Source organism: Rhodovulum sp. ES.010 (assembly GCF_900142935.1).
In the GTDB taxonomy this organism is placed as follows: domain Bacteria; phylum Pseudomonadota; class Alphaproteobacteria; order Rhodobacterales; family Rhodobacteraceae; genus Rhodovulum.
The window spans coordinates 1583125-1596680 of sequence record NZ_FSRS01000001.1 but is presented as its reverse complement, the minus strand read 5'-3'; the positions used below and the strand labels follow the sequence as shown (position 1 = coordinate 1596680).

At 66.1% G+C, this 13556-nt stretch carries 14 protein-coding genes; 4 read left to right on the top strand and 10 right to left on the bottom strand.

Going from position 1 to position 13556, the window contains the following annotated elements:
• Position 1 precedes the first annotated feature (1 nt).
• From BUR28_RS07785 to BUR28_RS07775, 3 genes are all read left to right on the top strand, one after another.
• Complete coding sequence (locus BUR28_RS07785) at positions 2–3970, top strand: baseplate multidomain protein megatron (protein ID WP_074219607.1); 3969 nt, start codon at positions 2–4, stop codon at positions 3968–3970.
• 53 nt (positions 3971–4023) lie between these two features.
• Positions 4024–4404, top strand: a complete 381-nt coding sequence (locus tag BUR28_RS07780; RefSeq protein ID WP_074219606.1) for a hypothetical protein — start codon at positions 4024–4026, stop codon at positions 4402–4404.
• Positions 4405–4479: 75 nt separating this feature from the next.
• The gene (locus BUR28_RS07775) at positions 4480–5556 is read left to right on the top strand and encodes a DUF2793 domain-containing protein (RefSeq protein ID WP_074219605.1); all 1077 of its coding nucleotides are present in this window, start codon (positions 4480–4482) and stop codon (positions 5554–5556) included.
• 26 nt (positions 5557–5582) lie between these two features.
• Here the strand turns inward: BUR28_RS07775 and BUR28_RS07770 are convergent, their stop codons facing one another.
• The 9 genes from BUR28_RS07770 to BUR28_RS07730 all read right to left on the bottom strand — a co-directional run bounded on the left by BUR28_RS07770 (position 5583) and on the right by BUR28_RS07730 (position 11841).
• Positions 5583–6200 (bottom strand): LysE family translocator, encoded by a 618-nt coding sequence (locus tag BUR28_RS07770; protein WP_074221558.1) that lies wholly within the window; start codon positions 6198–6200, stop codon positions 5583–5585.
• A gap of 46 nt (positions 6201–6246) precedes the next feature.
• The gene (locus BUR28_RS07765) at positions 6247–6876 is read right to left on the bottom strand and encodes a LysE family translocator (protein WP_074219604.1); all 630 of its coding nucleotides are present in this window, start codon (positions 6874–6876) and stop codon (positions 6247–6249) included.
• Between the two features lie 21 nt (positions 6877–6897).
• Entirely contained in the window at positions 6898–7287 is a 390-nt protein-coding gene (locus BUR28_RS07760) for a GFA family protein (protein WP_074219603.1), read from the bottom strand.
• A gap of 171 nt (positions 7288–7458) precedes the next feature.
• A complete protein-coding gene (fosX, locus tag BUR28_RS07755; RefSeq protein ID WP_074219602.1) occupies positions 7459–7863 on the bottom strand; it encodes a FosX/FosE/FosI family fosfomycin resistance hydrolase in 405 nt (134 codons plus the stop codon).
• Positions 7860–8519 carry a GNAT family N-acetyltransferase gene (locus BUR28_RS07750; protein WP_254813707.1) on the bottom strand — a complete coding sequence of 220 codons (660 nt, stop codon included), beginning with the start codon at positions 8517–8519 and terminating at the stop codon, positions 7860–7862. Before BUR28_RS07750 ends, fosX begins: the two co-directional genes overlap by 4 nt.
• A complete protein-coding gene (locus tag BUR28_RS07745) occupies positions 8516–9730 on the bottom strand; it encodes an oxidoreductase (RefSeq protein ID WP_074221557.1) in 1215 nt (404 codons plus the stop codon). Before BUR28_RS07745 ends, BUR28_RS07750 begins: the two co-directional genes overlap by 4 nt.
• Positions 9731–9767: 37 nt before the next feature.
• A complete protein-coding gene (locus tag BUR28_RS07740; RefSeq protein ID WP_074219601.1) occupies positions 9768–10250 on the bottom strand; it encodes a GNAT family N-acetyltransferase in 483 nt (160 codons plus the stop codon).
• Positions 10247–11212 carry an EamA family transporter gene (locus tag BUR28_RS07735; protein ID WP_074219600.1) on the bottom strand — a complete coding sequence of 322 codons (966 nt, stop codon included), beginning with the start codon at positions 11210–11212 and terminating at the stop codon, positions 10247–10249. The genes BUR28_RS07740 and BUR28_RS07735 overlap by 4 nt, the downstream gene beginning before the upstream one ends.
• The gene (locus tag BUR28_RS07730) at positions 11209–11841 is read right to left on the bottom strand and encodes a LysE family translocator (RefSeq protein WP_074219599.1); all 633 of its coding nucleotides are present in this window, start codon (positions 11839–11841) and stop codon (positions 11209–11211) included. Before BUR28_RS07730 ends, BUR28_RS07735 begins: the two co-directional genes overlap by 4 nt.
• A 139-nt stretch (positions 11842–11980) precedes the next feature.
• Here BUR28_RS07730 and BUR28_RS07725 point away from each other — a divergent pair, with 139 nt between their 5' ends.
• The gene (locus BUR28_RS07725; RefSeq protein ID WP_175566913.1) at positions 11981–12832 is read left to right on the top strand and encodes a LysR family transcriptional regulator; all 852 of its coding nucleotides are present in this window, start codon (positions 11981–11983) and stop codon (positions 12830–12832) included.
• A gap of 17 nt (positions 12833–12849) precedes the next feature.
• Here the strand turns inward: BUR28_RS07725 and BUR28_RS07720 are convergent, their stop codons facing one another.
• Positions 12850–13488 (bottom strand): LysE family translocator, encoded by a 639-nt coding sequence (locus tag BUR28_RS07720; protein ID WP_074219597.1) that lies wholly within the window; start codon positions 13486–13488, stop codon positions 12850–12852.
• Positions 13489–13556 lie beyond the last annotated feature (68 nt).

Sequence of the window (13556 nt, the reverse complement as noted above, 5' to 3'; positions counted from 1 at the left end):
CGTGGCAACGCTCGTTCTCGGTGCCGCTGGCGCCGCCATTGGCGGCAGCATCGGCGGCGCCATCCTCGGCGTGAGTGCCGCGACCATCGGCGGCTTCGTCGGCTCGACAATCGGCTCGGTTGTCGACAGCTGGATCGTGTCCTCGCTCGCGCCGACCCAGCGGATCGAGGGGCCGCGACTCGATTCCTTACGGATCACGTCTTCGACCGAGGGCGCCGTCATCCCGCGCGTCTACGGCCGCATGCGCATGGGCGGCAACGTGATCTGGGCGACCGACTTCCGCGAGGAGACCAAGACCACCACGCAGGGCGGCGGCAAGGGCGGCGGGGGCGGCGGCAAGGTCAAGACGACCGAGTATCTCTACTACGCGAGCTTCGCGGTTGCGCTCTGTGAGGGCCCGATCACTGGCATTGGGCGCATCTGGGCGGACGGCAAGCTCCTCGACACCGCCGGGATCACCTGGCGCTGGTATCCGGGCGATGAGAGCCAGACCGCGGACCCGTTCATCGCCGCCAAGATGGGCGCGGCCAACACCCCGGCCTATCGCGGCACGGCCTATGTGGTCTTCGAGGACCTGCCGCTGGGCAATTACGGCAACCGGCTGCCGCAGCTCTCCTTCGAGGTATTCCGCCCGCTCGCCAATCCCGACACTGCCGAGGGGCTGACGCAGGCGGTCACGATGATCCCGGCCTCGGGCGAGTTCACCTACGCGACGCAGGGCATCCGCAAGGGCAGCGGCGGCGCGCAGATCCCCGAGAACTTGAACGCGCTCTCGGACACCGCCGACATGGTGGTGGCGCTCGACCGGCTGCAGGCCATGGCGCCGAAGGTGGAGAGCGTCAGTCTCGTGGTCGCCTGGTTCGGGAACGACCTCCGCGTGGGCGACTGCGCGATCCGCCCGGGCGTCGAAGTCTCGGCGAAGACCACGAGCCCGCAGACCTGGTCCGTCAATGGCGTCTCGCGCGCCGCCGCGCACCTGGTCAGCCGCGATGACCAGGACCGGCCGGTCTATGGCGGCACGCCGGCCGACTTCGCTGTGGTGCAGGCGATCAAGGAGATGAAGGCCCGCGGGCTGCGGGTGACCTTCTACCCTTTCATCCTGATGGACGTCCCGCCCGGCAACACGCTGTCGAACCCATACTCCGACAACGCCGCCGAGACAGGTCAGCCCGCGTTCCCCTGGCGCGGCCGGATCACCTGCTCGCCCGCGGCGGGCTATGCCGGCAGCGTCGACAAGACCGCCACAGCCGCAAGCCAGGTCGCGGCCTTCTTCGGCAGCGCCAGCCCGTCCGACTTTGCCGTCTCGGGCGAAACCGTCTCCTGGACCGGGGCGCCGGGCGACTGGGGTCTGCGCCGCATGGTGTTGCACTACGCTTTTCTCTGCGCCGCGGCCGGCGGGGTCGACGCCTTCCTGATCGGAACCGAGATGCGCGGGCTGACCACGATCCGCTCGGGCGCCAGCGCCTATCCGGCAGTGCAGGCCTTCCGCGATCTGGCGGCCGACGTGCGCTCCATTCTCGGGGCGGGCACGGCGATCAGCTATGCAGCCGACTGGTCGGAGTATTTCGGGCACCAGCCGGGCGACGGCTCGGGCGACGTATTCTTTCACCTCGATCCGCTCTGGGCGGACGGCAACGTCGATTTCATCGGGATCGACAACTACATGCCGCTCTCCGACTGGCGCGACGGGTTCGAGCATGCCGACGCGGCTGAAGGCTGGCCCGCGATCTACGACCGGGCCTATCTGCAGGCCAACATCGCGGGCGGCGAAGGCTTCGACTGGTTCTACTCCAGCGCGGCCGACCGCTCCGCGCAGGTGCGAAGCGCGATCATGGACGGCACTGCCGGCAAGCCGTGGGTCTTCCGCTACAAGGATCTGCGCAGCTGGTGGTCGAACCCGCACTACGACCGCCCAGGTGGTGTGGAGAGCGGCACACCGACCGCATGGGCGCCCGAGTCGAAGCCGATCTGGTTCACCGAGCTCGGCTGTCCCGCCATCGACCGGGGCTCCAACCAGCCCAACGTCTTCTTTGACCCGAAATCCTCCGAGAGCTTCGTGCCCTACTTTTCCCGCGGCTGGCGGGACGACGCGATCCAGCGGGCCTATCTCGAGGCGACCTATCTCTGGTGGGGCGATGCCGCGAACAACCCGCTGTCCTCGGTCTACGGCGGCCGGATGGTGCACGTCCCCGAATGCGCCGCCTGGACCTGGGACGCGCGGCCGTACCCATTCTTCCCGGCGCTGACCGACGTCTGGACGGATGGCGGGAACTGGCGCCTCGGTCACTGGCTGACCGGACGGCTCGGGGCGGTATCGCTCGCGGCCCTTGTCCGCCATCTCTGCCTGCGCGCCGGGCTTCCCGAGAACCGGATCGACGTCACCGGGCTCTGGGGCGCGGTCGAGGGCTACGCCATCGGCGCGCTGGAAAGCCCTCGCGCCTCGATCACCACGCTCGCGCGGCATTTCGGCTTCGACGCGGTGGAGACCGAGGGTGTGATCCGGTTCGTCATGCGCGGGCGCGCAGCTGTCGCAACGGTCTCGCCAGACGATCTTGTCGCGCCCCGCGAGGGCGACGTTCTCGAGCTCACGCGCGGCCAGGAGACCGAACTGCCGCAGGCCCTGAAATGGCAGGTGGCCCGTGCCGACGAGGATTACGAGGCCGCACAGGTCGAGGCCCGGCGCATCACCGTCGATACGACCCGCATCGCGTCCGAGTCCTTCCCTATGGCGGTGCCGCCCGAGGAGGCCGAGCGCCGCTGCCGCCGCGCACTGATGGAAGCCTGGACCGGCCGCGAGAGCGCGGTCTTCCGCCTGCCTCCGTCGCGCCTCGCGCTCGACCCGGCTGATGTCGTGTCGTTTGTCCATGGCGGCCGCGCCGTCCCGCTGCGGTTCATTTCCATCGCCGATGCCGATGCGCGCGGGATCGAAGCCGTCCGCCAGGATCGGGAGGCCTATGACCTGCCGCCCGGCGCGCCGCGGCCTTCGGCGCTGTCGCAAGCCGTCGTCTTCGGCGCACCCGAGGCGGTGCTGCTCGACCTGCCGCAGCTGACCGAGGACCAGCCGGCGCACCGGCCCTTTGCAGCGGCGCATGGCGTCCCTTGGCCCGGCGAGATCGCGGTGTTCCGCAGTCCGTCGAGCGACGGCTTCGAACTGCTCACCAGCTTCGGGACACGGGCCCGGATCGGCGCGCTGGTCTCGGACTTCTACGCAGGGCCGACCTCGCGCTTCGACCTCGGCAACGTTCTGGTGGTCGATCTGCTGTCTGGCACGCTGGAGAGCGTGACCGACCTAACCCTGTTCGGCGGCGCCAACGCGCTCGCGGTCGAGAGCGCGCCCGGCGTCTGGGAGATCGTGCAGGCGGGCGCAGCGGAGTTGCTGGCGCCCGGCCGCTATCGCCTGACCCGGCTACTCCGCGGCCAGCGCGGCACGGAAGGCGCCATGGGCAATCCCGCGCCCGCTGGCGCACGGGTGGTGGTGCTCGACGACAGCCTCGCATCGCTGCCGATCGCCGAGGCGGACGTTGGCATCCCGTGGAACTGGCGCATCGGCCCGGCGAGCCGCCCGGTCAGCGACGAGACCTATGTCGCGCAAGCCTTCACGCCTCAGGGCGTGGGGCTGCGGCCGTTCTCGGTCGCCCATGTCGTGCAGCCGTGGCGCTCACCACGCACGCCAGGCGATCTGACGATCCGCTGGACGCGGCGATCCCGCGCGCTCTCCGCCGACAGCTGGGGCGCGGTCGACGCGCCGTTCGCGGAGGAATTGGAATCCTACGAGGTCGAGATCCTCGACGGCGCCACCGTGAAGCGCGTGCTGAGCACGTCCACGACCAGCGCCCTATACACCACCGCCCAGCAGACCGCCGACTGGGGCGGGCCGCTCGGGCCCGGCGACACGCTCGACATCCGTATCTTCCAGCTCTCCGCCCTCGTCGGGCGGGGCGCGCTCGAGACCATCACGCTGAGCTTCTGAGGCCGCGCAATGAGTTCTGGCCCGCCGTGCGCTCTCCGGCGTAGGCTCGGGACATGCGCCCCGAGGACGAAGACCGGATTGCCGCCCAGCTTGCCAGAGTGATGGCCGTGGCCTGCGTGCGAAACACACAGCTCGAGACCCTGCATGCCGGCCTGACGCCCGTCTCGCACACGGGTGATGGCACCGACGTCATCGTCGAGGATGCTGCGGGCAGACGCATTCCGTGGTCCGAGGTCTCGCGGATCAATGACGACGAGATGCGCGCGCTGATTCGCGAGATCGTGGATCAGCTCTACACCTTCCACCTGCGGATCGACGACCCCGCCTTCCGGGCGGAGATCGATCGCTGGGCCGCAATGACCGCGAAGTGGGACGCGCCGAAGCCCGATCCGGTTCTCTCTACGATTCCATCGGAGACGCCCGAACACGGGTAGCCCGCCAACGCCCATCGCCGCGCCATTGTTCGTCGTCTGCCATGCAGGCGGCGTTCTTAGTTCTGGAGACCGCCCATGTCCGATGCCACGACCCATCTGCTGCTGCCCTACATCCTGGCGGCGCAGGCCCAGAAGCACGTCACCCACAACGAGGCGCTGCGACTGCTCGACGGGCTTGTCCAGCTCTCGGTTCTCGACCGCGACCTGACCGCGCCGCCTCCCAGCCCCGCCGATGGCGACCGCTACATCGTCGCCTCGGGCGCGACTGGCGACTGGGCGGGCTGGGACCTGAACGTCGCGCTCTGGACGGACGGCGCCTGGCTCCGCCTGCCGCCGCGCACCGGCTGGCGGGCGTGGGTCGAGGACGAGGGCCTGCTGCTGGTCTATGATGGCGCGAGCTGGATCGGCACCACGCCAGACGCGCTGCAGAACCTCGCGCTGCTGGGGCTTGGGACCACCGCGGATGTGTCGAATCCGTTCTCGGCCAAGCTGAACGCCGCGCTCTGGACGGCGAAGACCGTGGCCGAGGGTGGCACCGGCGATCTGTTCTACACCATGAACAAGGAGGCCGCAGGCGACGATCTGGGCCTGACGCTCCAGACCAACTTCGTCACCAAGGCGCTGGTTGGACTGTTCGGCTCGGACCGGTTCCGCCTCGCGGTTTCCGCCGATGGCAGCACCTTCTTCGACGGGCTGAGCGTCGACAACGCCACCGGCATAGTCGACCAGCCGCGGCTGCCGCGGTTCAAGGCGTACACGAACTACGACAATTACGTCGGCGTCGGGACCTGGACGAAGATCGCCATCAACAACACCGACTACAACGATCAGAGCGCCTTCGACGCAGCGAACAACCGCTTCGTGGCCCCGGTGGACGGCACCTACCTCTTCGGCGCGACGTTCATGTACAAGGTGAACGCCAGCACGTCGGCGCGGATGAGCGGGCGGCTCGTGCTGAACGGCACGACCGAGATCCGCGGCTCACGAGGCGAGATCAGCGGGGCGCATGTCTCCGAGGCGACGGCGCTCTGGCTTCAGACGATGGTGTCGCTCACCGTCGGTGACACCGTCGAGTTGCAGGGCAACTTCCGCGCCGCAGACGGGTATTTCGCCGCCGACCAGACGTCCTTCTGGGGCGCAAAAATGGGTTAGGCACGCGACCGCCGCCATGCGTTCCCTCAGACTCTCATCGTCGCCAGTTTGTAGCTCGCAAAGCAGAAATATGTCCCAAGCGCGAATTCAAGCCAGCGTCGGGACTTTGCGTAGCGCGCCATGATGCGGGGCGTCGAGAACATCAGAGCGTAGGCCAGGTGGCCTGCGAACGAGATCAGGCTGCAGCCGACAACGACGATGCCAAGCACCAGAATCGATGAGCCTTCGCTCAGCGCAAGTGACATCGTGGCAACCCAGACCATTGCTGCCTTGGGATTGGTCATCTGAATGATGAGGCCTCGTCGGAAATAGGCCAGTTCACTTCCCAAGGCGCCCGGGGGCGCTCCGGAGATGCCCTTGTGGGACGCCGCCGACCGAAATGCTTTCAAGGCAAGCCATAGAAGGTAGGCAGCACCCAAAGACTTGATCACGACCATCAATCCGGCAACTGCGGACAGGAGTGCGGTCAATCCCAGAGCGGCAAGGCTGGCCCACAAGAGAGTCCCGACAGCCGTCCCGATCGCCAGTGCTGACCCCTGCCTGCGGCCCATGGACATCGATGTCGCGATTATCGACATGATGTTCGGACCAGGTGTCACCATCCCGATGAGGAAAACGCCAAAAGCGAGAAGCACGCCGGTCATATCATGTCCCAAATCGTCAGACGTGGATTTCGATCAGCCAATTCCTTCATCCTTTCGGCGCGAAGATGAGCTTCAGTCCGAACCCTATCAGCATCGCTCCAATGCACCTTTCGATCCAGTCGCCTGCCTTGCTGTAGGCTTGTCGGGCGGGACCGGAAGACAAAAGCGAGAGAACCAGCCCATACCAGAGGAGTTCGAGCGCGAAGCCGCCCATCAGGATCATGATCTTGCTTGAAAGCGCCGTACCTGGCGGAATGGTGGCTGCGTATAGACTGATGAAGAACGCGATCCCTTTGGGGTTCCCCAGGTTGACGAGCAAGCCGAGACCGATGCCGCGCTTCAGGCCGTCGCCTTCAACCGGCGTGGTCTCGGCGCCCCCTTGAATCTTCGGCCGAACCCAGCTCGCGACGCCGAGATAGACAAGGAACAGACCGCCTGCGACCTGGACGGCACCCGCTAGCCATCCGATCCGAGCGAGCACGACGGCGAGCCCGGACATGCTGAGGACAGCATAAAGAGTCGCTGCACATGCCAAGCCGAGTGTGGCGCCCACAGCGGTCTGTCTGGCGCCTGAAATGGCCAAACGCGATATCAGCGCGAAGTTCGGCCCAGGGCTGATAACGACCGCCGCGTAGAGAAGCAGAACCGTTGCTACGACAGAAATATCTGGCGGCAAAAATGGCCTCCTTTCAGGATTCTAGTCTTCACGAAAGAGAGGGGCATCATCCGGCTCGGGATAGTAATCGGCCTTGCTCGAGACGAATATGTGCTTCCCGAGCCGCAGATCGGACGTGTCGTCGATGCAGCCGGCAGCGATGCCGATGCCCGTCTCGTCGTTCATCCGATAGAAGAGGCTGGAGCCGCAATGTTGGCAAAAGCCACGCTTCGCCGTCTCGGAGGAGGCGAACCAGCGAAGGCCGCGATCTTCTAGGAACGTGACGCTATCGAAAGGCGCGTGCGTCGATGCCCAGAGATGACCGCTAGTCCTGCGGCACTGGCTGCAATGGCACACAGTCACCGTTTCTCTGACTCCCGTTGCTTCGAAAGACACCGCTCCGCATTCGCATCTCCCGGAGATTTTCAGCATGCCGGGGACTCCCTCGGAAGGCGTGTAGACGCAAGGCGGCTCGGCGAGGCCGAGGGATCGGCGGCAACTCTGACCTGTCGGGCCGTCTCCGAGTTTCGGCCACACCATGAGCGTCTCAGGACAACAGGGATGGTGAAACCCCATTCCAGGGGCCTTGGTTGCCAGCTGGGTTCACGCATCGGCATAGCGCCTCAGGCGTTCCTCGAGAGTGCCGCTGTGCAATTCGAACAGGTGATTGTCGTGGTCGTGGAAGTAGATCGAGTGGCCCTCGCCCGGAACGCGTGACCGGCCCTCCCTGACCTCGAGACCAAGAGACATGATCCGTTGCAGCCTGTCGTCGTAGTCGTCCGGCGCCATCTTGAAGGCGACGTGGTTGTACGTCCGGGTCGGGAGCGGTTCGCCCTCCATCGTCGCGACCCAGATGCCGCCGATATCGAAGAACCGCTCCTTGGACAGCGAAAAGGTCTTCTCGCCGCTGTCGTAGATCTTCCTCGCATCGAGAACCTGCGTCAGCACCTCTTCCATCTTGTCGAGGTCCCTCACGATGAAAGTCATGTGGCTCAAGCCCTGGATCACGGTGTCTCCCCTTTCGAATTCCCTGGCGCCGTACCGGCATACATCTGACGGCAGTTCCGACTGATCGGGCTGCACGGGTTCGTCGGAGCCAGCCGTTTGCGCATGATCGGACGCGTCTCCGAACGTCGCGCAACCTCGACGAACCCGGCGTCGCGAAAGGCTTGGGCGAACCCTGTCCAGGCATAGACAGGCGGGTATTTCGCCCGTGGCGTGTCGATCGGATAGCCTTCGACGACCGGGGCGCCCTGGGACCCGGCCCAGTCGACCGCGGCGCGCAGGAGGCGACGCGACAGGCCCTGACGGCGGAAGCGCTTCTCGATGAAGAAGCAGGAAACGCTCCAGACATCTTCATCGTCGACGGGCTTCAACACGCGCGATGACGCGAGGCGTGGAAACGCTGCGCGCCGGTCGATCTGGATCCAGCCAGCGGGCGCGTCGCCGCTCATCGCGACCAGCCCCGGGACGGCGCCGTCCTCGAATATCTTTCGCATCGCGCGGCGGTTTCCGTCCCCTTTGCTCGCTTCCATCTCCTTCGCCGTCCGGCGCCAGAGCATGCACCAACAGCCGCCGCAGCCGCCATTGGCGCCCATCACCGCCTCGAACGTCGGCCAGGTGGCGGGGCCGATCTCGATGGCCAGAGGGTCAGTTTCCGTCATGTGGCGTGCCAGGTCATGCGTGGATCGCCATGGAACGTCTCGTTCCAGAGCGGCACGCGGGCTGCGTCGCGCGCCTCATAGAGTGCGAGCGCGGCGATGGCGTCGGCCGCATCCTCGCCCTCCCGGTCTTCGCCGATCTCGGTGAGGCGCATGGTGAACCACGCCGTGACGCCCCCCGGCGGCGTCGCTGCAAACCGCGGAAACGCCGGGTCGGGGCCGTTCTCTTTCCATGTCGTGGGGAGGCCAGGGTCCAGCACAAGCGCGCGCGCAAGGCCAATGAGATCAACTGCGCCCACTCTCAAGGCCGCCTCGGCCTCCACGCGTCGCTTGAAACCGCCGGTCGCCATTAGCGGGACGCTTGTCCGGCTGCGCGCGGCTTTGGCGAAGTCCAGGAAATAGGGCCCGCTCGATGCGCGGTCGGAACTCGACGGCGCGCCGGGGAAGTATGTCCCGCCGCTGATGTCGATCAGGTCCAGTCCACGTCCGTCGAGCGCCCCGATGACGCGAAGCGCATCCTCGGGCACCAGCCCGCCCTCAAGTTGATCGCTTGCGTTCAGCTTGAGGGCCACCGTGAAACCGGGCGAGACGGCGCTGCGCACGGCCTCAATGGTCTCGAGGACAAGCCGCATGCGACCTGCGATGGAGCCGCCATAAGCATCGCCCCTGAGGTTGAAGAGAGGCGAGAGGAACTGGCTCAACAGAAAGCCATGCGCGGCGTGGAGCTGAATACCCGAGAAGCCGACGTTTTCCGCGCGCCGCGCCGTCTCCGCGAAACGGACTGGCAGCGCCCGGATCTCGGCAAGCGACAGTTCCTCCGCCCGCAGCTCCGGCATGTCGATGGCGCTCGGTCCCTTGGGCGTTCCGATCGATGGCGGCGTCAGCGCACCGGCGTGACCGAGCTGCAACCAGAGTTGCGCCCCGCCTGCAGTGCCGCGCCGCGCCAGACGGGCGAAGGCTTCGGCGTCTGAGGCCGCATTCAGAACGATGTTGCCTGGCTTCTCGGCAAAGCGCGGATCGCCCTGGACCTCGCCGATGATCGACGCGGCCACGCCGCCGCCGGCCCAGCGTTCATAGAGCCGCATCTGCGCTTCTGTCGGTGTCCCGCGACCGTCGCCGAGCGAGTCCGACATCGCGGATTTCACGATCCGGTTCTTCAGGACGACGCCGTTCGGCAGGGCGAACGGCGCGAACAGGCTGGCTGGCGCGGACATCATCGGCCAGCCTCCGAGGCTTCTGGCGGGATGGCGATCATGTCAGATCCAAAACCATGAATACGCTCTCGGGATCTTCGGCATACTCCCCGAATGGCAGGCATTCCCTGAAGCCGGCTTGCGCGTAGAGTCTGCGCGCTGCAGCGGAGGCTGGCCGGGTGCCCGTCTCGAGCCAGAGTTTCGCGTATCCGCGTCGTCGTGACTGGTCGAGGACCTCATCAAGCAGCTTCCGGCCGACGCCGGCGCCCCGCGCCGTCTCCAGCACGTGCATCGATTTCAACTCCGCGTTGGACGCATCCATGACGCGAAGCCCGACGATCCCGACGCACACGGCTCCCATCCATGCAGAGAAGAGGTGAAGCCCTTCGCTGACATGGTCTTCAGCCGACAAGCTGTGGTCGCTCTCGCCGGGATAGTTCTCGGCGCTATGCCGACGGTGCGCGTCGAGGACATCGACGATTTCCGGCGTGAGTTCAGAGACCGATCGAACGGCAACGGTATCGGGGGACGGGCTGCTCATGGTGCGGCTTTCCTGTCGGTGTCTGGCTTCGAAATGGCGGTTGCAGCGCCCGAGAGCGAGACGAGGGAGCCGGCAAAGAAGACGATGAGACCGGCCGAGGTCAGCAGCGAGACGTCGACCCGGCCCTCTATCATCTGCAGGACGAAGATCAGCAGGGGCGCTGTCGATGCGACGGCAGCGATCGTCAGGGACGTCGTCAGCGAGATGGCCTTCTGAACGGCATAGATGGGGAAGGCCAAAAGGAGCATGCCAAAGGCATAGGCCACGAGCAGATCCTGCCAGGCGACCGGCCCCTTGGCGTCGAGCCCCAGCATGTAACCCGCGAAGGTCACCACGAGGAAAAGCGGAAAGCGAAGCCCGAACTGCGTCGTGGGGCCGAGGCCCTTGCGATGCAGGCGCTGCCCATAGAGCAGCATGCCGGTGATGAACACGCCGCCGACGAAGGACGCGATCAGCCCCGAGATCGCGGCCGTCTCTCCACCACGGACAAAACCGCTGAACCCGAGCAGCGTAATGCCCGCGAGAAACACGAGAGCGGTCGTGATGATGCCTAGCCCGATCCACTCGGACCTGTTTCGCGGCGCCTCGGCTTCGGCCACCCCAAGGTAGGACAGCGCGACCGTGGCGACGGGGATGGCGCCGGAGAAGAGCGTGAAGGCCACGGCCGGCTCGATCAGCTGGACGCCGAAGAAGTAGAGGAGCCAGCCGAAGGTAACGGTCAGATTGAGGCCGAGGACATCCTTCCACTCGGTGCCTGCAAGTCTCAGCTGCTGCGGAGTTCGGATCGCGGACCAGCACAGGCAGAGCACCGCCGCCGAGCCGAAGACAAGGCCCCCGAGAAGGAAGCTGTCGATCTCCTGCAGATACGCGCCGAGATAGACCGCCTGACACGCGTCGAGAACGACGAAGATCAGGCACCAGATGATCCCTTCGTAGGCGCTGGACCCTCGCAGCGCCCTCATCCTGTAACGACCGTGGTGATCGCCGTGGCGGCGACGATGCCGGCCATCGCGAGCGAGATGAGCCGTGCGTGCGCGCCGTTCATCATCAGCCGCTTGAAGGCGTTTCCGGCGAGCAGCCACGGTGCGATGCAGATGGGCGCCACGGCCAGAAAGGTGAGCGTCATCAGCACCGACCGCTCAACGGGCTCCGACGACAGGCCGGAAAACGCGGCGCTGGCGCCGACGATCATCGTCCAGGCCTTCGGGTTCACCCATTGAAACAGCGCCGCCTGCATGGCGGTCATCGGTCGTGCGTCTGCGGGCGCCTCCGCTGCCGATGCGGTCCGCGACGGCGCCTGCAGCGCCGGTTGCGCGAGCCGCCAGGCAAGCCAGAGCAGCCACGCCGCACCTGCGTACCGAATGACGTCCAGCGCGTCCGGGTTTTGCCCCAATAGCGTGCCCAGACCGAGCGTCACAGCCGCGACCATGATGGCAAATCCCAGCACCGTGCCGACGATATGCGGGAGCGTTCGCTGCCAGCCGAAGGCCGCGCCTGACGCGAGGATCATCAGGTTGTTCGGCCCGGGCGTGATCGAACTGACGAAAGCGAAGGTCAGGAAGGCAGCATAGGTGGCAGAAGTCTCAGGCATGTCGGCCGGCCCTCCATGGCGTGATGTTGCAGGACTGGCGGAGGGCGACATGGCGCTCGCAAATCCGACGGCAGACTAACGAGGTTCCAAAGCTGCCTGAACGCGGTATTGTGCAGTAAGAAACTGCATGGATGCCGAAATGAGCCATGAGCGACTGCCTTGGGACGATCTGAAACTGCTGCTTGCGGCGGATCGCGCCGGTTCCCTCAATGCGCTGGCCGACCAACTCGCCATGGACCCGACGACCGCCAGTCGCCGCATGAAAGCGCTGGAAAAATCGATCGGCTTGTCGTTGTTCGTGCGGACGCATGGCGCGCTCAGGCTGAGCGGAGAAGGCCGGCAACTGCTGGACCATGCGCGCGCGATGGAAGACGCGGAACGCGCGTTCCTGATTTCGGTCGAGGCCCTTAAAGACTCCCCGAGCGGTGTCGTCCGGATCAGCGCGCCTCCCACCATTGCCCGCTTTGTGATTGCGCCTGGCATCGGCGCCTTGCGCGCGACGGCGCCAAACCTTGCGATCGAGATGGACACCGAGCCGGCGAATGTGCGGCTCGAGAACTGGGAGACTGACATCGCCGTCCGGCTCGGCGCGCCGCAGGATGTCACGGATACGCTTCTCGTCCGCCGGGTGGGGGTCGCTCCCTATGCCGTGTTCGAGCCCGAGCAGGCTCAGCCCGACCTCGGCTGGGTCACCTATTCGAGGCGATTTTCGCATGTGCCCGAGGCTGCCTATGTCGAAGACGCGCTTGCGGGGTCGGAGCCGGCTCTGCGGTCGAACGATCCGATGGCCATGGCGCTGGCGGTCGCCGCGGGAGCTGGCCGCGCCGTTCTTCCCGTCGAATTGGGGAAGGCGGTTCCAGGCATCGTCCAGTCCGGGGCGCCGGTCCTGAGGCGCGAGATCTGGGCGCTCCGCCACCCGGAGACCGGAGAGACATCTGCGGTGCGCACCGCATACGAATGGCTCGTGGGCCTGTTCGATGCACACTCGTAGAGACGAGTTGCGGCTCATCACGTCGCCCGTCTCGTCGTCGCGAGGATCCCTGCGAGAGCGATCAGCACACCACCACTGCAACGCTCGAGGAGGATCACACGGGCGGGCGCGAGAAACTTCACCATCCCGACACCGAGGCCCGCATAGGTCGCCATCACCAGCAGATCGATGCACACGAAGATGATCGCCAACATCACGTACTGCGGTGCGAGCGGAGCCGTCTGGTCGATGAACTGGGGCAATAGCGCGGCGACGAACATGTATCCCTTGGGATTGGTAACGGCCACCAGAAAGCTCTTGCGAAAGAGAACATGCGGCGCGGCGACCGGCGCCGATTTCCCCTCCGCCGCGCCATGCAATTCGACGCCGAGTTCCCCTCGTGCTCTGAGCAACTGGAACCCAAGCCACGCGAGATAGCCAACGCCAATCCACTTCACGACATTGAACCAGAAGGCCGATGCGGCAAGTACGGCCCCGAGGCCGAGGGCTGCGGCGGAAATAAGCACGAGATCCGAAGCGGCGGCGCCAAGCATCCCGAAGGTGGCGCGCGGAACCCCGAAGCGCGACCCGTTGGTCAGAGCAAGCAAGACGGTCGGGCCTGGCGTCGCCGCAGTGATGAAGACAACGAGCGCAAACGATAGGTAGAGCAATTCCATTACGTGGTCTTTCCACTTGGTGGTTTGCAGGGAGGGGTCTGTGGCGCGGGCGAGCGACGCCTCTGGTC

Coding starts and splice junctions, on each gene's coding strand:
- BUR28_RS07780 (WP_074219606.1), top strand. CDS start 4,024: ATGCGCCCCGAGGACGAAGACCGGATTGCCGCCCAGCTTGCCAGAGTG.
- BUR28_RS07775 (WP_074219605.1), top strand. CDS start 4,480: ATGTCCGATGCCACGACCCATCTGCTGCTGCCCTACATCCTGGCGGCG.
- BUR28_RS07770 (WP_074221558.1), bottom strand. CDS start 6,200: ATGACCGGCGTGCTTCTCGCTTTTGGCGTTTTCCTCATCGGGATGGTG.
- BUR28_RS07760 (WP_074219603.1), bottom strand. CDS start 7,287: ATGCTGAAAATCTCCGGGAGATGCGAATGCGGAGCGGTGTCTTTCGAA.
- BUR28_RS07750 (WP_254813707.1), bottom strand. CDS start 8,519: ATGACGGAAACTGACCCTCTGGCCATCGAGATCGGCCCCGCCACCTGG.
- BUR28_RS07745 (WP_074221557.1), bottom strand. CDS start 9,730: ATGTCCGCGCCAGCCAGCCTGTTCGCGCCGTTCGCCCTGCCGAACGGC.
- BUR28_RS07740 (WP_074219601.1), bottom strand. CDS start 10,250: ATGAGCAGCCCGTCCCCCGATACCGTTGCCGTTCGATCGGTCTCTGAA.
- BUR28_RS07735 (WP_074219600.1), bottom strand. CDS start 11,212: ATGAGGGCGCTGCGAGGGTCCAGCGCCTACGAAGGGATCATCTGGTGC.
- BUR28_RS07730 (WP_074219599.1), bottom strand. CDS start 11,841: ATGCCTGAGACTTCTGCCACCTATGCTGCCTTCCTGACCTTCGCTTTC.
- BUR28_RS07725 (WP_175566913.1), top strand. CDS start 11,981: ATGAGCCATGAGCGACTGCCTTGGGACGATCTGAAACTGCTGCTTGCG.
- BUR28_RS07720 (WP_074219597.1), bottom strand. CDS start 13,488: ATGGAATTGCTCTACCTATCGTTTGCGCTCGTTGTCTTCATCACTGCG.